Consider the following 22024-nt stretch of genomic DNA (forward strand, 5'->3'; position numbering starts at 1 on the left):
TCAGAGCGTTTTATGCTGATTTACGCGCAAGTCGCTTTTCATTGTTGGTGTTGTTTTCTTTTGTGTTCGCACTGTCTTGAGCCTTACCCTTTAACGTTACCACTTCCTTTTCAGGTAATTCGGCTGCTTCACCAAAGAATTTGCCACCAGGTTCAATGCTGAGGTTATTGCTCCAGATCCTACCGCTTACGCGTCCCTTGGCAAGTACTTGAATGTGTTCTGCGTGACAGTTTCCGTCCATCATGCCGTTAATGATCAGCTGTTTAGCGTAAATTTCACCGTTTACTCGCCCGCTTTCTGCGACAACGAGAGTGCCTTCCACGTTAATTTGACCATCGACGATGCCATCAATCTGGACATCGTTTTCTACTTTGAGTTCTCCGCTAAGAGAACAGCCTTTGGCGATGAGAGTTGAAGCTGCTGAGCTACTCGTTGTTCCACTGTTTTGATTAAAGATTCCCATCGTATTCTTCGCTCCTTAGTAAAAATGTCTTCGAAATCATTAAGGCTCCAATCGACAAATGGTTTCGGATTCAGTGCTCGCCCAACAAATCGCACCTCGTAATGCAGGTGAGGGCCAGAAGAGAGCCCACTGTTGCCGGAAATTGCAATCAGCTGCCCTTTTTTGACGAACTGACCACTTTTTACTTTGAACGCTTTCAAGTGCGAATAAGAACTCGAAAAACCGAAAGAATGTTGCAGCCTGAGGAAGTTACCAGAGCCTTTATTACTGCGGCGGGTGACTTCCACTACCCCATCGGCAGGGGCATAAATTTTGGTGCCGATATTTACGGCAAAATCGAGCCCACGATGCATCTTGGCAACTTTTGTCACCGGATGGATACGCTTACCAAATCCGGAAGATAGCCGTACGTTGCCGACTGGAGAGCCACTTGGTATTTGGTTTAATAACACCATGCGAACGTTTGAGGTTATCGCCGCTGCATCGAGCCTAGCATCCAAGTTATTTGTCGAGGTATGTTCTCCAACCCCAAGCACTTTCTCTAATTCACCCAAACGTTCCGAAACAAGTTGTACCCGTTCTTCACGTTCTGAAAGGTCATTTTCTAGCTCTGATTTAAGTGTTTTCAGTGTGCTGAGTTCTTCACCCATGGTGCGTGAATGCTCTGTCAATTCAGCTTGTTTTAACGCTGCATTATCAACGCGAGTGTACAAGTGATGAATTAAGATTACGGTCGCGGCCAGAGCAACAACAAAAAAAACGAAAAACGTTTTTATGTTGCGTTGCATCCTTTTACTGAAGTACCAATGTCTTGAGCCATTGATAGTTGATATAGAGATCGTCAACTGGTCTTTCATCGTCTTCTATTGCTCGTATTTGGTATACGTCTCGTCACTGAGTTAGTAGGAATGTAAAGAAAACGAGTAGGGACCGCCAGAGGCAAATTGGAAAGAAGTGTCAGGTCGTGAGGCGTTTTCAGATATTAGATAAAAGACTCAATAAAGATTTAATATTCTGCTGATTTTGGTCGTAATTACTCCAAATCGCTTCATTTAACTGAATATTATGATTTTTAAGGCGGTTATCCGAGAAATTGGATTGTGAATATTGCCAATAGCATCCGCACGCAATTCAACTTACTTCACGGTTTGCCTTATAAATGTTGGATAATTTATCAAACCGACATTCATTACATCGATAACTTGTTTATGATATCGGTTGATATAAAGCACTATTCATTGGCTTTAAACCTAAGCGTTACATTTCGTTTAGGAACACATAACTATGACAACGGAGTTGGTCGTGAAAAAACTACTATTGGCTACAGCAGTGGTCGCAGCAGCAGGGGGCGCTGGCTACCTGTACCAAAACAATACTACCGCGAGTGATGCAGGCTCACTGTTAACGCAAGTTCCTGCAGATTCACTTATGGTGACGTATCAGACAGAACCTTTTAACCATTATAAATACATGAACGCATTCGGTACGGCGAATCAAGGCTCGATTGCAGAACTTTTTGCCGATGAACCACTGTCTCCACAACAGCAGTTTGCAGTTAACTTATTCGATGGGTACCTAGAGAGTGCTGCGTCGCCAGAAACATTAAAAGCTTATTTGGGCACCGGGGAAAACATTAATCCTGTGTTGTACACAATTGGTATGGTACCGGTGTACAAAGTGGATATTGAAGACCCTGCCGCGTTATGGAAAACACTGGATCATGAAGAGCAGATGAGCGGCGCTAAGCATGAGTTGGTTAAGCTTGGTGAAGTCGAGTATCGTCGTTACGAGATGACTGATTCAATTGACCCGCAGGACGGTATTGGCTTGGTTGTAGCCGTGGTTGATAACGTGCTTACGTTAACGGTTGATGTTCCGCACCTGGGCGTTCAAAACCCGATTAAAATGGCATTAGGGCTTGAAGCACCAAGTCAAAATATTGCTGACAGTGGACGCCTTGAGGCGTTGCAAGCCAAATACGGTGAAAACAACAACTCTTTTGGTTACTTTGATCATCGCGAAGTGATTAAAGGTTTGACGACGAAAGATGGCAATATGTTTGCTCGTCAAATCAGCACGTTGGATGCAATAGATCCTGAACCAACTATTGAGGAAATGCGTTCACCAGCCTGCCATACTGAGCTTACTCAAGTTGCAGAAAACTGGCCTCAGTCCGTCGCGTTTGCAGAATACAAGATGAAAGGCGATCAGGCGTTCATTAAAGGTTCTTTTGTTGTTGAGTCCAACAATAAAGTGATTCTAGATGCGCTCAAGTCGATTCGTGGTGTATTGGCAGAGTCTAAAAGTGATAAGAGTTTCTTTAGTATGGCGCTTGGTTTAGACATTAATACGCTAGCGCCATCGATTGGTCAGATTTGGGCTGACTTGACTCAGCCTCAATACCAATGCTCTTTATTGACGCAAATGCAGCAAGAGATGGGCGGCCAGAATCCAGCTGCCGCTGTAAGCATGGGGTCAGGCATGGTTAACGGCCTCAAAGGGTTAAGCCTGCAAATGTTTGATATCAAAGTAGATACTAATGCTCAGCATGGTGAAGTATTTAGCCAGCTAGATGGTATGTTGTCTCTTTCTGCCAATGATCCAATGATGCTTATTCAAACTGCGCAAATGTTCGTTCCTGAACTTGCTCAATTGCAAATTCAACCGGATAACCAACCTGTTAATGTCAGTGAGCTATTAGAAATGCATACTGGCGTGAAGGTGGACGTGTTTGCTCGTCTAAACGAAAACCATTTCACCCTTTACAGTGGTGATAGTGCTGCGGAAGCAAGCAAAGAAGTGATGGCGCAATCACTTTCTCCAAATGGCTTGTTCAGCTTTGATTTTGATTCAGAGCGTATTTTGGAAGTGTTAGAGAGTGCGTCGTCAATCACTGGGGAGCCGGTTCCGGATGATGTTGTCAAAAGCTTACAAGGCGAGCTTGTTGGTGGTATGACGATGGACGTGACAGACCAAGGTATTGGTTTTGAGTTTGATTACCGTGGTGCAACTAAACCTGTAACGGTTGCACAACAGTAACACATTGAGTAGAAAAAGGCGGCATTGCGCCGCCTTTTGTTATTATGTACCGCATTAAAAAGCGAGTGGGAAGAGCGACGCTTACTCATCTATTTGAGGATGAGAGTATTGTTGATATTCAGGTAACTCTTTTCTTAAATTACTAAATGTCGCCCATGCACTTTCTTTTGAGAGTTTGTTGATCAGCCAGTTTGGCAATAGACCTCCGGGGTCAGCAAACGCCTTGTATTCCACGAGTGTTGTATCGTTTGTGAGTTTTTGTAACTCCCAAGTCGCATCAACCGAGCGAATTCGAACATAACCATTTTGTTCAGCAAGATATGAGTCAGGTGCGCTTTTGATTTCTATCGTGAATCCCAGCTCATCGACCCAGTACTTTGAGTAGGTGACCATATCCCGATTTTTGGCAGGCCATGGTGCTTTAAACTGGGTGTAAACGATGTTCTCGGTGGCCGATATCTGATTTAAAACCCGGCTATGACTGGCATTGTCAATCCAGTTCGGGATGTTGTCACTGTCTTCCAGTAGCGTTAAAAATGCACCATAGCTGGTGGGTGTGAACATCCGGGCACGGATCTCAACTAAACCGTCACTATGTTCTCGGGAGTAAATTGTGATTCCATTCTTGTCACTCTCGAACTGCCAGTTCTCGTTGGCGCTCGCATCAGTACCAGCGGATATCAATGTGGCGAGTGTTACGGCGCCCATTCTTAAATGCAACATCATGTTAGTATCCGCCAACTTTTCCTAAATTTAAATTTATACGATTTGTTGTAGCTATAAGGACAATAGTATGTTTGTTGTTATTGTTCTGAAGGTTGCTCTGCACTAAAGCCACGTTGAATGTTGGTGAAGGTAAGCGATGCAAATATTACGATAACGATCGCTAGATGCCATGCTTGACTCAATCCAAGCTGCACCAGAGTTAAGCTGACCAATGAGGAGACGACCATTTGTCCACCACCAGACATTGCCGCTGCGGCACCTGCTTGCTTTTTATAAGGTTGCATTACCATCGCTTGTGCACAAGGTAGGGCAATACCATTACCCAAGATCATTAATAGCTGTCCTAGCATCAGAAATAGAGGCTCAACAGGGCAGAAAAATAACCATATTGCGGCAGCGAGGTGAAGAAATGGGGTGCAAAGCAGCATTTTTTTATTGCCAATAATTGGCCTTACTCGGTTACAAATCGTGGTACCACATAACATACCCAAAGCGGGAATGAGCGCCCATATCGCGTATTGAGCGGAGGTCATGCCAATTTGATCTTGCATGATAAATGGCATCACAGAGACTGTCGTAATCATTAAGCTGAAGTTTAACCAACTGATACTGGCGAAACTCATAAAGTAACGAGACGTAAGTAAGCTCTTGTATTGGAGTAACATTTTTCGGGGTGACGGAATGACAGAACGTTTTGTGATGGTTTCTGTGAACTTAAAGGCGATGATTACCCAGGCCAGCGAGACATAGCCCAATAGAGAAATAAACACCATACTCCAACCGAAGTGGAAGTTGATAAAGCCGCCAATCACAGGTGCAATAAGTGGCGTGATTGAAGCCGCCATGGCGATGTAAGACATTGCCACTGGGAGTTCATCCCCGCTAAATCTATCTCGAGTCGACGCCCTCGCGAGTACCGCGCAGCATCCTGTACCTAACCCTTGTAAAAAGCGCCCCATCACCATCCCTGTAAATGTGTCACTGAAGAAAATAATCATCAGCAGACCAGACATCGCGATGAGTAAACCGGTAAGTAATACTCTTTTTCGTCCTAAAGCATCTGACACTGGCCCGTAGATAAATTGAGAGGGGCCAAAGCCGAGCAAATAAATACTCACAAGTAGTTGAGCTTGGTCGAGGGAGATGGAAAAGTCTTTTGCTATCCATGGCAAAGAGGGCATGACTAGCCCCATGCTCAACTGGCCAACGCTAATAATAAGACAGGCGAGTAGTATAGTATGAGAGTTGATTGGGCGACTCATGACTGGTCTCCATTCAAACAACCTTTTTGGCGTCGTGATCTTAAGCCGCCTTCGTCATCCACTTCATTTAGCTTTGCTTTGACCCGCTTCACAGTCGATAGACTGACTTCGCATTGCTCTGCTACGTTTTGCAATGTGTAGCCTTCTAGCAGCAACGTTGCGATCTGTTGGTGTTTGGTTTTGTTTGCGGGGCGGCCGCGAAACTTCTGTTTCCATAATTCTGGCTGCTCTTTAATGGCCTGTCGCCCTTGCTCTGCGGCAAACAGGCGATGTTCAGTCTGCACTTTCCCATATCCAGATAACACTGTGAGTAGTGTTTGAGTTTGAACAGAACCTGGCTCAAAAGTTAGTGATTCACATACGGTTTTCAATGTTACCCCTTTATCGAGTAGCATTTTTATTGTGTTCAATGCTTGACTAAAGTCGCGACCAAATGCGGTCAGCCACCAGAGCACAATCGTATCCCCAGTTCTGACGGAATCGAGCAGTCGTAAGAATGCCTCTCTCTCGGTTGGAGGCATGCAACCACGAACCTTATCCTCAAAGTGCTGAGCTTCGGGCGCAAAAGCTTTTAGAGTATTAAGGTGCTCTTGGTAAGCTCGATTTTTTGGCGAATAGCGAGTGTAAAGATACGTGGTCATAAGGATTATGAGCCTCTTTTCTTTTGGTTCATATAGTGTAATAGCTCATAAATATACATGGGTTCATTAATGCTTACAACACTAAATGAGCCGTTTGGGATTCAGAGGCAAATAAAAAAGCCAACCGAATGGCTGGCTATAGCTATTTAAGCTTTTGTTGTCTGGCGCTCGATTAACTTCACTGGCACCATCATTTTTACTAGGCTGCCGTTTTTCGTATTAATTTGATCAACAATGATCTTCACGCACTCGCGAGCGAGGCGACGGAAATCCTGGCGGAACGTGGTTAATTGATAGCTTAACCATTCTGTCTGAGGAATATTATCAAAACCAATGACTTGTAAGTCCTGAGGAATCCTCAACCCGCATTCTATACGGGCGATATCCATGACCGCCATCGCAAGGTTATCGGTTGCACAGAACACTGCTTCAGGCCGATTTTTGTCTGCCAGTATGGCACGGACTTTATCAAGTGAGCTCGCGTAGTCATAGCTGGCTTCAATGATGCGTGGCGTCTTGCCGGTTAGGTCTTCAAATTCAGAGCAGAAGCCGCTTTGGCGTTCGTCATTCGTAAAGGTTGGCACTTCTCCCGTCAAATAAACCGCGTTCTTCACGCCACTTTTGTGCAGAAGTTGCGCGGCTTGTTGGCCTGCTTCGTAGTTGTCACTGATAACGTAGCTACTCCTAGTACCTTCAACAACTCGTGCGTATTGAACAATTGGGATATTAAACTCTTCACATTCTTCATAAAGGGACTTATTGAAGGTTGCGGAAGCAGCAATGACACCATCGACGCGATACTGGAAGATATTTGGGATTGAGTGGCCCTCTTCTTCATCCACTTGCCATGGAATCAATACGGCAGAATAACCTTTTTTCTGTAACTCACTGGAAATTAACTGCAGTGTTTTCATATGGATAGGGTAATCCGCATCAGGAAACACCAAACCTATCAATTTCGATTCGTTTGTGGTCAGGCTACGTGCAAAGGCGTTAGGGCGGTAGTTAAGGGCTTTAGCCGCTTCAAAGACTTTTTGCTTGGTCTTTTCGGATACTGAGCTACCCGGAACAAACACGCGCGATACAGTAGATTGAGAGACGCCTGCCATCTTTGCCACATCTTTTGATGTGACTACGTGTTTAATTGATTTCATGAATAAAACTTAGTTGCCAGTAATTGAGGTCATAAGACTAGCATAAATAGGTACGTATTCATAAATGTTCTGACGGGGTATCCTAAGTAGAATAATGGCTTTGGAGTGTTAAAAAGCAAAATGTGGGTTAACCCATTCGATTTGCTTTGAGCTAGCACTAGATCTAGAGCGTAGATACTGTCCGTTTGTTGGACGTACAGTATCTACGTAAAGAACATTAATTTGCTTGTTTGACTGCAACTTTACGTTTCGGGGAGAGGAGTGAATACCCCATGTATCCGATGCAAGCGGTAGCGACAAGAATAGAGCAGCCACGCATAAAGTTAATCAGCATAGGAGCGTTGTCGGTAAACGCGTTGATCCCCCAAAGCATCACGATCGAGAATACAAACATCACTAGTAAGCCATAACATGGAGCATCGATTTTGCCGGGAACGACATACCAACCATCTTCCTTGATTGGTTTATTTAGACGAGCATATTCCGCTTGCTGGCCTTTCACTGTGTAAAGATGCATTTCATCTTGTTTACCCGTCAGGAGAAGGCTAGCAATGTAAGCGACAACGGCATTCACAAGGACGCCAATCACGCAATACCAAGGCCACGCAATATCGGTCGCAACGGCTACATACCAGATCACCAAGAAGCTAGCAGCAACGCCAATTAACAAGCCTTTTTCCGTAATGTGTTTTGAGTAGAAACCAAGGACGAACATACAGAAGCTCGCACCGACAAAGTAAGAGCCTGCCTTACTCAGCACTTCCAGTACCGAGCCTGTGCTGGTGGCAAACATGATCGCTGGAATGATGACCAAAATCGCCCACGCCACCGTGAAGAAACGCGATACCTTTAAGTAATGCTCTTCCGACTCGTTTTGCTTGTAGAAGCGTTTGTAAAAGTCAGCCACAGAAACGGTCGCCATTGAGTTAAATGCGGAATCGAGACTCGACATACTTGCCGCCAGAATCGCAGCGGCAATGATGCCCATCAAGCCTGGCATTCCATATTCACTCGCATAATGAAGAATGATGGTGTTGCCGTTTTCAAACTCTTTACCGTCGTAATAAGCGTTGAACAGGACGCCAAGCAAGATAAAGACAAAGTAAATAAAGAAGGCCACGTAGCCCATCATCAACATTGCCTTTTTCGCATCGCCCATGTTTTTCGCGGCCATACAACGTTGTACCATCATCTGGTTACCGCCATACACGGTGGTGTGGAACATCGTCATTGCGATAACGCCGGCCCATACAGTCGTTACTTGGCTTAGGTCAAAACTTGTTTGTAGGGCATCGGTCATTCCTTTCGCTTTGAGTTCTGCCATGACCTCCGTCATTGGAGCAGGCATGCCATTCCAAACGGCTTCAATGATGATGAATGCGCCAATAAATAAGATTACTGCTTGAATCACATCGGTCCAAATGACAGCCGCGATACCGCCCATTACGGTGTAGATAAGGGCAATTGCAGTGACGATCATGATGCAGTACATCACGTCGATACCAGTAATGAACTCTAAAATCATTGCTGTCGCGTAGAGTACGGCTGCCGAGCTCAATGCTTGTTTGATAAGGAAGATAAACGACAAAGTCAGTCGTGAAGCCTTACCGAAGCGTCGTTCTTGATACTCGTAGATGGAGGTTAAACCGTTGTTGTAGAAAAACGGCATAAACACAGCCACGATGAAGAAGATCACCAGCGGATAATTGAGGTGAATCGCGATAACCGACAGGCCTTCTTTGTAAGACCAAGCTGGCCCGCCAAGGAAAGACATGGCACTCACGTAAGTACAAACGACAGAAATACCGATCGCCCACCAAGGGATGCTCTTATCACCCAAAGCGAATTGGCTAGCTGAAGTGACTCGCTTACCAATCACCGCACCCAGTACTAGCGTTAGGGCGATATATCCCCCAAGGATGCTCCAGTTAAGTGCGCCAAACTCATGCATAATTAGGTCCTTCTAACTGTTCTTTCATTTGTGCAAACACGTCATAGCCAAGTTGCAGCAGGATATGAACGATGTCGATCGCCACCCAGTTTTCCTTCAGTAAATCGCCTTCGCGTCGCCAAATGTCCATAACGCGAAGTTCGATGTGTTTTCCGGTTGGGGCAAGACCGAGCCAGCCACTGTGACCAGTGTGAGTACCATGCATATGTGGCCAACCACCTGTGGATACGTAGTCATTTTTGGCCAAAAAATTGACCTCAATATCGACACTTCGATCTGGGAACGCAAACACAAATGGCGCTTGATGGTGGTTACGGAAACCTTTGATACCGCGCGTAGTACCAATACCAGCAGGGCCGTACCACATGAAGTCATTGTGCCAGTAGTTTTCTAAATCCATCGAGAAAAGATCTTTGCCATCAAAACGACCCAAGCAAGACAGCATATCTTCAACCAGCTGGGCGCTCTTTTCACTTTCTTCCAAAGACACAACAGATTGTTGAATACCGTTAGAAGTTGCAGGAGAAGGAACCAAGCCATCGTGACCTAAGCTTTTACGAAGAGGGTTGCAGCCTGCTTGATTCATCGCGTCGATGAAGTCTGGGATCATGTAAGATTCGGTGATTTGGTCGTTCTCCACACACACCATTTCGGTGTAACGCAAGTAGAGTGTTTTCCCTGTTGCTGGGATGCCAAACAGTGGTTGTTCAAATGTACCGATAAAGTAGCCGGTAGAGTTGTACCAAGTGCGGCCTTCGTATTCGCCGTGCATAACAATTATTGGTCGGCGCTCGGCGTCAGGCAAAGCATTAACAAGTGGTGAGAGGAAAGATTCGTGGGTTGCATCTGGGCCATTAAGATCGTTCACAGGGTGCGCCACGCACCATTTTACGTCAGGGTTCAAAGTTTGCAGAGCGGCCTGTTTTTGCTCGATGTCTGCGGCTTTGAAGTAGTTCTGGTAGAACTGTTCGATGATGTTGAGTGACATGTTGCTTCCTTACTGTCTGTGATTTTAATAAATAGTGTTTAGTCAGCCGTTAGCCTTGCTGAAGCAGGATTTGCTTCCAGATTGCGGTCTCGTCAAACAAAGTGAATTCGCGACGAAGACCCCAAGGGCCAAACTCAGCGTGGCTGATCCCCATGATGTAAACCTCTTTTCCTGAAGGCTTACCAAACATCCCATATCCCTCATGCTTACCGTGCAAAGACCATCGAATTGCCGCGCGTGGTGACATCATGTCGTCATCTCGGCCAATACGATGGTGAACGGTAAATTGAGCATTTGGGAAAGACGCACGAAGTGCCATCCAAAAATGATCGACTTCCGAGTGTGATAGGGCAGTTTGACCGCCAGTGTATTCGCCGATGCAAGCGCGGTCGTACTCTTTCGGTACTATTGAGAACTCGGCATTCATAAGGCTTCTGAGAATTGCTTCGTAGCGCTGACCATATTCGTTGTCGTTGCCTACGCCCAAATAAGGTCCAGGAATGTCGACTTCAGGAGTGAACGGAAATGGGCTTGATTCCACGCCACCTTCAAATTCGATTTGTTGGCGTGCAAACTCTTCTGACGTCATGCCCAGTTGTTTCGCGATATCGGCTTGATCGCGAACCAACCATTCGTCATTGATTTGGTTATTGATAGCATGGCAATCTGCGATAATACGGAAACGAAGCTTGCGGTTCGAAGCTTGCCCATAGAAGCCGTTGCCACTGTGTGTTGCAGTAGAGATGATTCGATGAGAAGAAAGCATGCCTTGTTCCGGGGTGCCTGACCAAATGACGTCTTCGCCATATAGCGTGCGATCGGGAAACTCGGCCAGTGTCGCCATTGTTGCACTGATCACCCCTTCGTTTCCTTGAACGATAGAGAGTGGAGTACGCACAACAATGTCGGGAGAGTAGTAGTGTTCTAAGGTGTTTAAACCTCGGTCTTCCCAAATCTCTTTTGTGATACCAAGAATGTAGTCGGGAAAATCACGCCACTTTTCATCGAAGCCAACCATGGCCATAAATCACCTCCGTAATTGAATAATTATGTTTTGATTACGTATTCAAAATATATCATGTTGCCATTTTGTCAACGGATTGTTTTTCGATTGTTTAAATAGCGTGCTGATGATCAGATTTTTAACAATTGAGCGGAAAATAAACTAAAAAAAGTACAGGAGAGATGGAAGCTATCTCTTATCGAGACGTGTTAATAAGAAAGGAGGTCAAAGTTTTTTGTATGAATTTCCTAATATCTTATTGTTTTTTAATCGCTTAATTTATTTTGATCTGTTTGAATGGAAACAAATGATTAAGCCAAAACTGATAATCATGCAGATCAAGGCACCCAAATAGACTTTATCGCTAATATTCAGCTATTTTGGTGTCAATTATCCTTATATCTTTCAAATTCTCCTTTTGCATACGAATGCTTAAAGGCTTTTTTATTAAATCGGAAGTAGATAACGAATAAGCCACTAGAAAGGTATTTATCTAGTGGCTATAACAGTCATAAGCGCTCTATGAGTGCAACGATCAGGATAAAAGCGCAGGTAATGATAGCGAGATGGCAGGGATGAAGGTAATCAACATCAAGGCCACTATCATTGCTCCAATCCAACCCATGATGGCTTTAGAGAGCGACTCTATCGGTACTTTGCCTACCTGACTTGCCATAAACAGGTTGGCTCCCAGAGGAGGCGTAACAAAGCCAATGGCCAAGTTCACGATCATCACGATACCAAAATGAACGGGATCCATGCCGAGTGCTGACGTAATGGGTAACAGAATTGGTGTGAGAATAACAATCGCTGCCAGCGTTTCCATAAAGGTACCGACGAGCAACAACAGGACATTGATGCAAAGCAGTATCAGAAGTTTGTTTTCGGTAATCGATAGAATGAACTGAGCAATTTCAGTCGGCAGACGTTCTAGGGTCAATATGCGGCCAAACGTCACGGACGCACCCACAATGACGAGCACAGCGCCAACTAACAGTGACGACTCTAGAATGATTTTCACCACTTGCGCTGGTTTGAGCTCTTTATAAACAAACATGCCAAAGAATAAGCCATAGAGCACACCAATGGCGGCTGATTCGGTAGGTGTGAAGATACCAGAATAGATACCGCCGAGAATGATCACGGGTAGTAGCATTGCCCAACTGGCTTCTTTTAACGCATCAAGACGCTCTGCCCAGGTCGCTTTGCGCTCGTTACCTGTGTAGCCCCGCATTTTTGACACAATTAGACAATAGCCGATCAATACCATACCGACGACCAAGCCAGGAATGATTCCCGCCATGAACATCTTGGTGACCGAGACTTCAGCTGTGATCGCGTAGACGATCATCACCACAGAGGGTGGAATAATGACGCCAATTCCGCCGGAGGACGCGATTAAAGCACCTGCAAAGCTGCGGTCGTAGCCTTTCTTCACCATCGAGGGAATCATCGTCAGGCCGATAGCGGCAACAGTGGCAGACCCTGTACCAGAGATGGAAGCGAAGAACATACACGCCACAATGGCCACGATGCCAAGCCCGCCAGTAAAGTGGCCAAAGAAGACCTCCGCCACATGCAATAATCGTTTTGAGATCCCTCCTTGGCTCATAAGGTTACCTGCCAAGGTAAAAAGAACGACGGCGAGGAGAGGGAAAGAGTCGAGCCCTGTTACCATCCCTTGGACTAAAAACTCGATGTTAAGAAATGGCAGACTGAGTATCGCGACCATACTGGCTGCCGCCAGAGCAATACCGACCGGAACGCCAATGAGCAGAAGCAGACCAAAGCTGCCAAACAAAAGTGCAGACGTCATGCGTTAAACTCCAATAGTCGGTTAGAAGTACGATACTTTGCTTTGATATGGCGATAGCGTTGGCGAGAAAAGCGAACTCGTTCATTGCTGGTGGAGCACGCGTTCACACGTTGATAAATGCTTGTCACTAGGCGCGCGCAGCTTAATAGTGCGCAAACTAAAACAGAGGTATACAAACACGCAATAGGAATTTCCATTGCGGGTGCAATCTGACCGAGTTGCAGGCTGCGGTTTATAACCTTAAATCCAAACCAGGCGACAGTGGCACTAAAGGCAAGGTAGATAAGATCAGAGACAATCAAACTGAATTGCGTCCAATTGCCCGGAAGTTTATCTATGAACACACGAATGCGGATGTGTCGATCATCTCGGATACAGTAGCTGATGCTCAGGTACATCGCCCATACGAATAAATAACGAGCCAGCTCTTCAGCCCACGCGATCGTTGCATCGAACAGGCGTAGGGCGATTTGCAAGCACAGTAAAGTTGTCATCGTTGAGATCGCGATAACGATAAGGGTTGGTTCTAGGTATTTGCCTAGTAAGCGAAACCACTTCATGTTCACCTCCAAAACGAGAAAGCACGACCTGTTGCCAGATCGTGCAAAAGAGTGGGAGTTATAGGCGTTCTATCTCGGCCATCACGTTGTCAAACAAGTCTTTACCCGTTTTACTGCGCAAGTCCTGGTACACGGCCGCATTCATTTTCTCTTTCATGATGCTGCGTACCTCGTCTGGGACGATGTTAACCGTCATGCCTTTTGCTTCGAGCTCTTTGATTACTTCTTGGTTTTGCTTAGCGGCGAGCTCACGCTGTTTTACGATGGTTTCTTTGCTTACTTCACTGATCAGCGCTTGTTGTGCGGCCGGCAGTGAATCCCAAAACGATTTGTTCATGAACAGCACGTAGTTAGTGTAAATGTGGTTAGTCAAAGAGAGGTATTTCTGCGCTTCATAAAAGCGTTCGGCATAAATTGAATAGATGCCGCTTTCTTGAGCGTTAATCAGACCTTGTTGGAGCGAGGTAAAAATTTCTCCCCAAGACAGAGGTGTTGGCGCAGTACCAATAGATTTCCACGCGCTTATTTGAGTGGGGTTAGATGCCGAGCGAATCTTTAGCCCTTTCAGGTCCTCAATACTATCAATTGGCTGTTTGTTGTTGGTCACGCTACGAAAGCCGACCTCCATAAAGCCAAGTCCATGAAAGCCTTTTGATTCCATAGCATTCAACAATGGTTGTCCGATCTTCTCACTGTCGAGCGCTTTGTGTGCTTGCTCTTCGCTATCAAAAAGGTAGAACACGTCGAGCACGTTAAACTCTGGGACGTAGGGAGAGAGTAAAACTGACGCACCAAACGTCATTTGTAAGTTGCCTTGCTGTACGAGTTCAGTCGTCTCACGCACATCGCCTAGTTGTCTTGCCGGATAGATTTCAACTTCTATCTCACCGTTTGAGCGAGCTTCCACTTCTTGTTCGAAATAGAGCATTGCTTTGTGTACGGGAGAGGTTTCTTGACTGTCATGAGCAAGACGAATAACACTGTTTGCAAACGTATTCATGCTGCTAAATGCAAGCCCCAGTGCGGTAAGTGAAGTAAGGATTGCTTTCTTCATCGTTCTTCCTTGTTTCTGGTATGACCTGCCATGGGCATTCGTCGGCAAGTCACACAACTTTTTATGTTTTTATAAATTAGTTGAGCAATTCATATCCATTTTGCATACGAATCCAAAATAAAACATTAAAGTAACAAGTCAATAACAAAATTGATGAATTGATGAGGAATTAAATAACGATTGGTGAAAATTTAATCGCGATCACAGAAAATGCCTTACTTGAAAGCAAGACATTTTGTTTATGAAGAATGAATAAAAATGGATTTATTAAATGGTGCTACTACGTTCGATCAAGGTGCCTTGCTCGAAAAGGTATTCGCCAGTTGCATCCAGGTTGCCGTTGATTCGATTCATCAAGTCTTCAACCGCTCGTTTAACAATTTTGTCGACTGGTTGAGCAATGGTGGTCAAATCATAGCTCGGCCATGCAGACATCGGAATGTTATCTACACCCATCACAGAGAAGTCTTGGGGGATCTTTGCTCCGGCTTGTCGCAAGCCATCCATCACACCCATGGCGAGGATGTCGTTTGCACAAAAAATTGCATCGGGTTTGCTAGTGTGCGACAAGATCGCTTTCGCCGCTTCTAAGCCTGCTTCAAAGCTGTACTTGGCTTGGATAAAGGTTGGTGACGGGGAGCCGAGTTCTTGCAATTTTGAAGAGAAACCCAGCCAACGCTCTTCACTGGTCATGGAGCCAGCATCGCCACTGATGTAAGCACACTGTTTTGCGCCTTTCTGCGTTAAATACTCGGCTGCTTGTTGGCCCGCCAATCGGTTATCAATACCAGAGCTATTGGCATTAATGCCTTCGGCGTAGCGGTTGATCAAGCTTAAATGAACGCCAAACTTTTCGCATTGGGCAAACGCGCGTGAGGTTAAACGGCTGGTGGCGATAACGAGTCCGTCCACTTGGTATTCAATGGCGCGTGAAATGGCGAGATCGAGGTCGTCCTTGTCGATAGGGCAAAGCACAACTTGTCCGCCTCGCTTTTGAATTTCGACAGCCAAAGCACGAGATTGCATGTCGTACATTGGGTTTGATTCGCTATCTAACGCAATCGCCACTAAGCCTGAACGATTCGAAATCAGACCTCGGGCGATGGCATTCGGTGTGTATCCGAGCTTAGCTGCGGCATCCATCACCATTTTGCGTTTCTTCTCGCTAATACTCGCAGTCGGGCTGAATGCTCTAGATACCGTCGATTGAGAGACGCCGAGCATCTTCGCGACGTCGATCGAAGTTACTTTCGCTTTAATGGTGATACTCCTTATTTAAGGCCATTGAACCTTCTCATACGTGCTGAGTGTATGGGCTAGGGGATTTCTGTGTCTAGAGCATTACATTGATAAGGCGTAAATATCAGAGAAAACTCAAGAATTCATCACATTTCTCTCTTGCTTGAAGCCATCAATGATCATTTTGTGTTCAGAGCCAACACAAAAGAAGCTAACGCCGAGTTCACGCCATTCCCGAGCTTGTTGAGCCGTCGCGACAAACATGCCAACAGGTTTATTGGCGGCTCTGGCCGCTTCGATTACTCGCATACTTGCTTGTGCGACTTTCTCATCATGAACGCTATCAGCACCATAAGCGACAGTGAGATCAACTTGGCCAATGAAGAGCGCATCAATTCCTTCAACATTGGCAATCGCTTCAACATTTTCAACCCCTTGAGGGTCTTCAATTTGTGCAATGACAATCGTATTCGCACGGCTGTCTTTTAAGTGTTCAACCATGGGCTTAGTGGCGTATTGCGCTGCTCGACTGGAACCAGCATACCCTCGGCCACCTTCTCCGTAATGGCAGATTTTCGCCAGTTGCGTCGCTTGCTCAGCAGTACAAACATGGGGAATTTGTACACCCGCCGCGCCACAGTCAAGCGCGTTCAAAATGGTTGAAGGGGCGCTGTCTTGTACTCGTACCACGCACGCGAGGTCATTCGCTCTGGCCGCCATGATGCACAGATCAAGCGAGGAGCGATCGAAAGGTGCGTGCTCTGCATCCAGTACCACAAAAGGCAACTCTGCCAGTGCCAATACTTCGATAATGTGAGGGTGAGGGGTTTTAACAAATGTACCTAATATCGTTTCTTGATTCAGACGTTGTTTAAAATTGCTCATGATTCTCTCCTTTGCAAAGGTATGCAAAAACTAACATGTAGAAATGTAAATGATGAGTAAAAATGATGTGATCTAAAACTCATTTTTGATTAAAAATTAAACTCAATTAAGGTCCTTATTACTTGCTTTTATTTGTTTAAACTAATAAATGCAAAGGCTTAAGGATTGTTTTTGTGGTTTGTTGACTTAACTTGTCAAATGTTAATTAAGTGTTTAATCTTATTTTGCATTCGTATCCAAAAGCATAAAAATAACCGTTCGTCAGCCTCAATGTTCAAGGAGAAACCCAATGGCACGCATTTTAAAAAACGGAATCACTGAAGAAGTATCAGCATCAAACGACGCAAAAGTGCGTCAGATTGTTGAAAACATTCTTGCTGATATTGAATCGAAAGGTGATAGCGCTGTACGTGAGTTGTCTGAAAAGTTTGATAACTGGTCGCCGGAGCAATTCCGCCTGTCAGAAGAGCAAATCCAAGCCTGTGTGGATGCGCTTGATGAATCGACTCGTCATGATATCGAGTTCGCTCAGCAACAAGTTCGAAACTTTGCTCAAATTCAACGTGACTCAATGAAAGACGTCGAAGTAGAAACCATGCCTGGTGTGGTACTGGGGCATAAAAATATTCCAGTCAACAGCGTGGGTTGTTACATCCCTGGCGGTAAATACCCATTGGTTGCATCCGCTCACATGAGTGTACTGACGGCGAAAGTCGCGGGCGTAAAACGTGTTATTGCTTGTGCGCCACCGTTTAATGGCCAGCCGAATGTGGCGATTGTCGCTGCGATGGCAATGGCGGGTGCGGATGAAATCTATTGCTTCGGTGGTGTTCAGGCGGTAGGTGCAATGGCTCTGGGGACGGAGACTATTGCACCGGTCGATATGATTGTAGGGCCGGGTAACGCATTTGTAGCAGAGGCAAAACGTCAGTTGTTTGGTCGCGTCGGTATCGATTTGTTTGCAGGCCCAACTGAAACCTTAGTCATTGCTGATGAGAAAGGCTGTGACCCTGAATTGGCAGCGGCGGACTTGCTTGGTCAGGCCGAGCACGGTTACAACTCCCCAGCTGTCTTGTTGACCAACAGCGAGACATTTGCAAAAGAAACTATCAAAGAGATTGAACGTCAGCTAACTATTCTTCCAACGGCGGAAGTTGCGGGTAAAGCGTGGGCAGATTACGGACAAGTGATCGTATGCGATAGCTACGAAGAAATGGTGGAAGTGGCAGACGATATCGCTTCTGAACACGTTCAAGTGATGACGGAAGATCCTAAATACTTCCTAGATAACATGACCAACTACGGTGCCTTATTCCTAGGTCGTGAAACCAACGTTTCTTACGGCGACAAATGTATTGGTACCAACCATACACTGCCAACGAAGAAAGCGGCACGATATACCGGTGGTCTTTGGGTAGGGAAGTTCATCAAGACTTGTACTTACCAGCGTGTGACGGAAGCGGCATCCTTAAAAGTCGGCGAGTACTGCTCTCGCTTGTGTGCACTCGAAGGTTTTGCTGGCCACAAAGAGCAAGCGGATATTCGTGTGCGCCGTTACAAAGGCAAAGTGGAAGAGGCGTAATATGTCGAAACTTGCCTTAGTCACAGGCGGCAGTGGCGGACTGGGTGCCGCCATTTGTCGCAAGCTAGCTGAATCGGGATATCGCGTAATTCTGACTTACAACAGTAATCAGAAAGCGGCCGAGGATGTGCTTTCCTCGCTGCCACGTAACGAGCATCTAGCATTCAAATTGAACGTGGCAGATTCTAGTGCGATTGAACAGCTTAAACATCAAGTCAGTGAAATAAGCGACAAGCTGGATTTGTTGGTCAACTGTGCGGGGATGACGAAATTCGTCGCGCACTCTGATTTGCAAAGTTTAGATGACCAGCTGTTTGACCAAATTTTCCAAGTGAACGTCCGTGCGCCTTTTGCCATGGTTCGAGCGTTTGAGCCTTGGCTTAAGCAAGCCAATGGTTGTGTGGTGAACATTACTTCTATCGCGGCACAGACTGCGATGGGGAGCAACATTGCTTACTGTGCAAGTAAATCTGCCGCGGAGAACATGACCCGTTCTTTAGCTCGCGCTCTGTCTCCCGAGGTTCGAGTTCTGGCTGTTGCTCCAGGGCTTGTCGACACTGAGTTTGTCAAAGGCTTGGATGACGCATGGCGTAATCAACAAGAACAATCCACACCGCTTAAGCGTTTAGCCAATGATGAAGAAGTCGCTCAAGCCGTGTACGCCGCGGCAGATCTTCTTACCTTCTCGACAGGCAATACCATCGCGGTTGATGGTGGGCGACCTTTAGGTCTGTAACTAACAATTCAAAGGCTAGGTCCAAACAAGGACAACAAGGATTTACAATGACTCTACAATCTAAAATGAATAATAACCTGGTCCGCTACATGGAACTGATTCCGGGTACGAGTGCGTTTATTGATGCGCGCACGCCAGGCAGTGATCTCAAAGATAACTTTTGCATTATCGGTGCAGGGGTGGCAGAGAGCAGTCGTCAGCATGTTCATATTCGCGATACGGCGGGCTTTAACATTGGTGCCGCAGGCCAACCGCCGGGCATCAAAAATTCGTTGCACTCTCATCGTACCGCCGAGCTTTTCTTGGTGTTCAAAGGTCAGTTCCGTTTTTATTGGGGGAACGATGGAGAGCATGAGGCGGTGTTGTCTCACGGTGACGTCATCTCGATTCCAACCAATCTCTTCCGTGGATTTGAAGTGGTTGGCCGCGATTACGGCTTTATGTTCTCGGTACTTGGCGGCGACGATTCAGGTGGCGGCGTTATTTGGCATCCAAACGTTATTAAAGACAGTCAAGGTTATGGTTTATACCTCAAAGCCGATGGCACACTCGTGGACACCATTAATGGCGACCCGGTGCCACAAGAATCAGAATTGATGCCGCTGCTTACCGAAGAAGAGCTCGCGACCTTCGATACCTACACCGCAGAAGAGATGATGCCATTTGTCGCTCTGCAAAAAGATTATCGTGAAATCAAAGGCGATTTCAGCGGAAGCAACGTGAAACAATACGCCTTAACGGGTCATCCTTTGGCGAGTTATGACTTCCAAGTAAAGAGTGAAGATGAAGTGAGCATCATGGCTTATGAGCTTTCTGAAGGTGGCTCGATTCCTCAACACTGGCGAGAAGAAAAACAAGTGCTTATCAACTTTGATGGCGATACTGAAGTGGTCCTCACGCATCAAGGCGAACAAGCGAGTGTTGTTTTAACGCGCGGTGATGTGCTGAATGTTCCAGAAGGTGCGTCATACTCACTGACGAACTTGCGTGGTAATAGTTTGACGTATTGCATTCTTGGCTCTGATCAACCAAAGCCGCTGGCAGGAGAATAAAATGACGCAACCCACCTCGTTAGTTTGGCTACCCGGACTACTTTGTGATGGCACATTGTTTGAGGATATCAACCGAGCGTTGCCAAGTTGGGTTGAGCCTACATGCCCGACGCTGGCTTCATTGCCGTCAATGGAACAGCTGGCGCAGAGAGTGTTGCAAGACGCACCGCGGGAGTTTGTCTTGGGGGGCTTATCAATGGGTGGGATTCTTGCCTTTGAGGTGTACCGTCAAGCGCCAAACAGAGTCAAAGGCTTGATCCTCATGGATACCAATGCAGCAGATGAAAAGCCAGAGGTGACACAAAAGCGTGATGCACTGGTTAATCAGGCATTAAATGGTGAGTTTGAACGCATTACGCCTGACACTCTGATGCCTGTGCTGATTCATCCCAGCCGTTTGCAAGACAAAGCGTTAACTGAGCGTATTGAAGGCATGGCGGTCAATGTAGGTTTGGAGGCATTTGAAGCGCATGCTAAAGCGTTAGCAACTCGCCCGGATGCTCGACCTTTATTGGCGGACATTCAAGTTCCTACGTTGGTGATAACAGGTAAAGAAGATAAGCTTTGTCCGCTAGACAATCACCTGCTCATGGAGAGATGCATCCCAAACGTCACGCTTCATGTTATCCCTGAGTGTGGGCATCTATCTACGCTGGAGCAGCCTTTAATGGTTAGTGAAGTGATGACTACTTGGCTTCAAGATAACTTTGCTTTGTGTTGATAAGAACTTCATCACTCACCACCTTAAGGCTACTTGGGTATAGGTGGTGAGCGATGAGTATTATCAGAAGTAGTAGCGAATACCTGCCGCGAATTGATCATCACGGTTTTCGAATTTGCTGCCATCGTACTGATCTTTACCTAGGTCGAACTGGTATTCAGTCCAAACTAGGAATTTGTTCTTCTGGAAGTGGTATTCAAGACCAGGGATCAGCAAGTTACGCTCATAACCTTGTGTCTCGTCACCGCGATCTTCCATGTAGTTGTAGTTCAACGTTGGGCGTAGGCCGTTGTCGAAGTGGTAGTAAGTGTAGATTTCGCCACCTAGGGTATCGAACATTACGTCCGTACCGCCTTGGCTTACCGCTTCCCAGTTTTCGCCAACGTGGAAAGTCGCACCCGCGTAGAAGCCACCGTTGCTGTAGTTTGCGCCCAATAGCATGATGCGCATGTTGTCGCCGTTTTCTACGCCAACCACGCTTGCGTCTAGATCCGCAACTTCATTTTGATGGTAAGCCGCACCAAGTGTTACGCCATCAACGGGTTTGTAAGTGATAGACGCACCCATGCCGTTTTTCAGTGAGGCTGTCGCATTGCTTGCTAGAGCAACATCTTCACGCGTGGTTTGGTAAGTAAAGCCGTAGCTCACTTTTTCATTAATTGAATTACGGTACGTAATTGAGTTTTCTGCACGACCTGCACCTGATGCGATACCCCAGTCAGCTAGGTTGTAAACACCTGAGCCACGAGTACCGAATACACGACCTAAATCGGTGTACCATGCTACGTCGTAGAAGGTAGACCACTGCTTAGTACCCGCAGCAATCTTGCCGTATTTTTCGTGATCAACACCTGCGTATAGCAAGCGGTCGTAAATGTTGTCGCCGTTCGCGCCAGAGTTGTAGCCCCATTCCGCGTGACCGAAACCAGTCCAGCCGTTATCCAGACCCATTTGGCCTTTCAAACCGAAACGTGAGCTGCCGCTATTCCATTCGCCGTTGTCATCACCGCCACGGTCTTGGTAGCGAAGATCGAAACGGCCATCGATGGTTAAGCTGTCACCAGCGTCATTAACAAAAGTGTGTGCAGCAAAGGCTGAGCTAGAAGTAAGCGCTGCTAAAATCACTGCAGAAAGGGTCGACTTTTTCATCAT

General features: G+C 46.2%; 20 protein-coding genes. 5 read left to right on the forward strand and 15 right to left on the reverse strand.

From position 1 onward, the window contains the following. Nucleotides 1-10 precede the first annotated feature (10 nt). Complete coding sequence (locus R8269_RS07060; protein ID WP_080659230.1) at nucleotides 11-463, reverse strand: bactofilin family protein; 453 nt, start codon at nucleotides 461-463, stop codon at nucleotides 11-13. Then, nucleotides 367-1320: a M23 family metallopeptidase gene (locus tag R8269_RS07065; RefSeq protein ID WP_005374721.1), complete on the reverse strand. Its 954-nt coding sequence runs from the start codon at nucleotides 1318-1320 to the stop codon at nucleotides 367-369. Before R8269_RS07065 ends, R8269_RS07060 begins: the two co-directional genes overlap by 97 nt. Nucleotides 1321-1747: 427 nt before the next feature. Between R8269_RS07065 and R8269_RS07070 the strand changes: the two genes are divergently transcribed. Next, complete coding sequence (locus R8269_RS07070; protein ID WP_206169853.1) at nucleotides 1748-3502, forward strand: hypothetical protein; 1755 nt, start codon at nucleotides 1748-1750, stop codon at nucleotides 3500-3502. Nucleotides 3503-3583: 81 nt separating this feature from the next. On the opposite strand, the gene R8269_RS07075 is transcribed toward R8269_RS07070, so the two are convergent. The 12 genes from R8269_RS07075 to R8269_RS07130 all read right to left on the reverse strand — a co-directional run bounded on the left by R8269_RS07075 (nucleotide 3584) and on the right by R8269_RS07130 (nucleotide 16781). Next, nucleotides 3584-4228, reverse strand: coding sequence for an START domain-containing protein (locus R8269_RS07075; RefSeq protein WP_132936234.1), 645 nt, complete (start codon nucleotides 4226-4228; stop codon nucleotides 3584-3586). A 77-nt stretch (nucleotides 4229-4305) separates the two neighbouring features. Then, nucleotides 4306-5490 (reverse strand): multidrug effflux MFS transporter, encoded by a 1185-nt coding sequence (locus R8269_RS07080; RefSeq protein WP_054576560.1) that lies wholly within the window; start codon nucleotides 5488-5490, stop codon nucleotides 4306-4308. Beyond that, complete coding sequence (locus R8269_RS07085; RefSeq protein ID WP_132936235.1) at nucleotides 5487-6131, reverse strand: recombinase family protein; 645 nt, start codon at nucleotides 6129-6131, stop codon at nucleotides 5487-5489. Before R8269_RS07085 ends, R8269_RS07080 begins: the two co-directional genes overlap by 4 nt. Nucleotides 6132-6277: 146 nt before the next feature. Continuing rightward, entirely contained in the window at nucleotides 6278-7285 is a 1008-nt protein-coding gene (locus R8269_RS07090) for a LacI family DNA-binding transcriptional regulator (RefSeq protein ID WP_017820101.1), read from the reverse strand. 217 nt (nucleotides 7286-7502) lie between these two features. After that, on the reverse strand, nucleotides 7503-9236 hold the full coding sequence (locus tag R8269_RS07095) for a sodium:solute symporter family transporter (RefSeq protein WP_005374733.1): 1734 nt from the start codon (nucleotides 9234-9236) through the stop codon (nucleotides 7503-7505). Beyond that, complete coding sequence (locus tag R8269_RS07100) at nucleotides 9229-10224, reverse strand: ester cyclase (protein ID WP_017634491.1); 996 nt, start codon at nucleotides 10222-10224, stop codon at nucleotides 9229-9231. The genes R8269_RS07095 and R8269_RS07100 overlap by 8 nt, the downstream gene beginning before the upstream one ends. A 49-nt stretch (nucleotides 10225-10273) precedes the next feature. Continuing rightward, complete coding sequence (locus R8269_RS07105; RefSeq protein WP_017820104.1) at nucleotides 10274-11248, reverse strand: ester cyclase; 975 nt, start codon at nucleotides 11246-11248, stop codon at nucleotides 10274-10276. Between the two features lie 514 nt (nucleotides 11249-11762). Continuing rightward, the gene (locus R8269_RS07110; protein ID WP_005383432.1) at nucleotides 11763-13043 is read right to left on the reverse strand and encodes a TRAP transporter large permease; all 1281 of its coding nucleotides are present in this window, start codon (nucleotides 13041-13043) and stop codon (nucleotides 11763-11765) included. After that, nucleotides 13040-13603, reverse strand: coding sequence for a TRAP transporter small permease (locus R8269_RS07115; protein WP_132936238.1), 564 nt, complete (start codon nucleotides 13601-13603; stop codon nucleotides 13040-13042). The genes R8269_RS07110 and R8269_RS07115 overlap by 4 nt, the downstream gene beginning before the upstream one ends. 58 nt (nucleotides 13604-13661) lie before the next feature. Continuing rightward, on the reverse strand, nucleotides 13662-14657 hold the full coding sequence (locus tag R8269_RS07120; protein WP_318222491.1) for a TRAP transporter substrate-binding protein: 996 nt from the start codon (nucleotides 14655-14657) through the stop codon (nucleotides 13662-13664). A 267-nt stretch (nucleotides 14658-14924) separates the two neighbouring features. Further along, entirely contained in the window at nucleotides 14925-15881 is a 957-nt protein-coding gene (locus R8269_RS07125) for a LacI family DNA-binding transcriptional regulator (RefSeq protein WP_025768661.1), read from the reverse strand. A 150-nt stretch (nucleotides 15882-16031) separates the two neighbouring features. Continuing rightward, nucleotides 16032-16781, reverse strand: a complete 750-nt coding sequence (locus R8269_RS07130; protein WP_053307977.1) for an HpcH/HpaI aldolase family protein — start codon at nucleotides 16779-16781, stop codon at nucleotides 16032-16034. A gap of 289 nt (nucleotides 16782-17070) precedes the next feature. On the opposite strand from R8269_RS07130, the gene hisD reads away from it, so the two are divergent. Genes hisD through R8269_RS07150 form a run of 4 tightly spaced genes read left to right on the forward strand, consistent with a single transcriptional unit; the run spans nucleotide 17071 to nucleotide 20872 of the window. Then, complete coding sequence (gene hisD, locus R8269_RS07135) at nucleotides 17071-18363, forward strand: histidinol dehydrogenase (protein ID WP_186585588.1); 1293 nt, start codon at nucleotides 17071-17073, stop codon at nucleotides 18361-18363. A 1-nt stretch (nucleotide 18364) separates the two neighbouring features. Then, nucleotides 18365-19099, forward strand: a complete 735-nt coding sequence (locus R8269_RS07140; RefSeq protein ID WP_025768659.1) for an SDR family NAD(P)-dependent oxidoreductase — start codon at nucleotides 18365-18367, stop codon at nucleotides 19097-19099. A gap of 47 nt (nucleotides 19100-19146) precedes the next feature. Further along, nucleotides 19147-20151 carry a cupin domain-containing protein gene (locus R8269_RS07145; RefSeq protein ID WP_186585589.1) on the forward strand — a complete coding sequence of 335 codons (1005 nt, stop codon included), beginning with the start codon at nucleotides 19147-19149 and terminating at the stop codon, nucleotides 20149-20151. A 1-nt stretch (nucleotide 20152) separates the two neighbouring features. Beyond that, nucleotides 20153-20872, forward strand: a complete 720-nt coding sequence (locus R8269_RS07150; RefSeq protein WP_258473891.1) for an alpha/beta fold hydrolase — start codon at nucleotides 20153-20155, stop codon at nucleotides 20870-20872. Between the two features lie 63 nt (nucleotides 20873-20935). Here R8269_RS07150 and R8269_RS07155 read toward each other — a convergent pair whose 3' ends face one another. Then, entirely contained in the window at nucleotides 20936-22021 is a 1086-nt protein-coding gene (locus tag R8269_RS07155; RefSeq protein ID WP_017634480.1) for a porin, read from the reverse strand. Between the last annotated feature and the right edge of the window lie 3 nt (nucleotides 22022-22024).

It is taken from the genome of Vibrio sp. Vb0667, assembly GCF_033391095.1.

Coding starts and splice junctions, on each gene's coding strand:
- R8269_RS07060 (WP_080659230.1), bottom strand. CDS start 463: ATGGGAATCTTTAATCAAAACAGTGGAACAACGAGTAGCTCAGCAGCT.
- R8269_RS07065 (WP_005374721.1), bottom strand. CDS start 1,320: ATGAAAGACCAGTTGACGATCTCTATATCAACTATCAATGGCTCAAGA.
- R8269_RS07070 (WP_206169853.1), top strand. CDS start 1,748: ATGACAACGGAGTTGGTCGTGAAAAAACTACTATTGGCTACAGCAGTG.
- R8269_RS07075 (WP_132936234.1), bottom strand. CDS start 4,228: ATGATGTTGCATTTAAGAATGGGCGCCGTAACACTCGCCACATTGATA.
- R8269_RS07080 (WP_054576560.1), bottom strand. CDS start 5,490: ATGAGTCGCCCAATCAACTCTCATACTATACTACTCGCCTGTCTTATT.
- R8269_RS07085 (WP_132936235.1), bottom strand. CDS start 6,131: ATGACCACGTATCTTTACACTCGCTATTCGCCAAAAAATCGAGCTTAC.
- R8269_RS07090 (WP_017820101.1), bottom strand. CDS start 7,285: ATGAAATCAATTAAACACGTAGTCACATCAAAAGATGTGGCAAAGATG.
- R8269_RS07095 (WP_005374733.1), bottom strand. CDS start 9,236: ATGCATGAGTTTGGCGCACTTAACTGGAGCATCCTTGGGGGATATATC.
- R8269_RS07100 (WP_017634491.1), bottom strand. CDS start 10,224: ATGTCACTCAACATCATCGAACAGTTCTACCAGAACTACTTCAAAGCC.
- R8269_RS07105 (WP_017820104.1), bottom strand. CDS start 11,248: ATGGCCATGGTTGGCTTCGATGAAAAGTGGCGTGATTTTCCCGACTAC.
- R8269_RS07110 (WP_005383432.1), bottom strand. CDS start 13,043: ATGACGTCTGCACTTTTGTTTGGCAGCTTTGGTCTGCTTCTGCTCATT.
- R8269_RS07115 (WP_132936238.1), bottom strand. CDS start 13,603: ATGAAGTGGTTTCGCTTACTAGGCAAATACCTAGAACCAACCCTTATC.
- R8269_RS07120 (WP_318222491.1), bottom strand. CDS start 14,657: ATGAAGAAAGCAATCCTTACTTCACTTACCGCACTGGGGCTTGCATTT.
- R8269_RS07125 (WP_025768661.1), bottom strand. CDS start 15,881: ATGCTCGGCGTCTCTCAATCGACGGTATCTAGAGCATTCAGCCCGACT.
- R8269_RS07130 (WP_053307977.1), bottom strand. CDS start 16,781: ATGAGCAATTTTAAACAACGTCTGAATCAAGAAACGATATTAGGTACA.
- hisD (WP_186585588.1), top strand. CDS start 17,071: ATGGCACGCATTTTAAAAAACGGAATCACTGAAGAAGTATCAGCATCA.
- R8269_RS07140 (WP_025768659.1), top strand. CDS start 18,365: ATGTCGAAACTTGCCTTAGTCACAGGCGGCAGTGGCGGACTGGGTGCC.
- R8269_RS07145 (WP_186585589.1), top strand. CDS start 19,147: ATGACTCTACAATCTAAAATGAATAATAACCTGGTCCGCTACATGGAA.
- R8269_RS07150 (WP_258473891.1), top strand. CDS start 20,153: ATGACGCAACCCACCTCGTTAGTTTGGCTACCCGGACTACTTTGTGAT.
- R8269_RS07155 (WP_017634480.1), bottom strand. CDS start 22,021: ATGAAAAAGTCGACCCTTTCTGCAGTGATTTTAGCAGCGCTTACTTCT.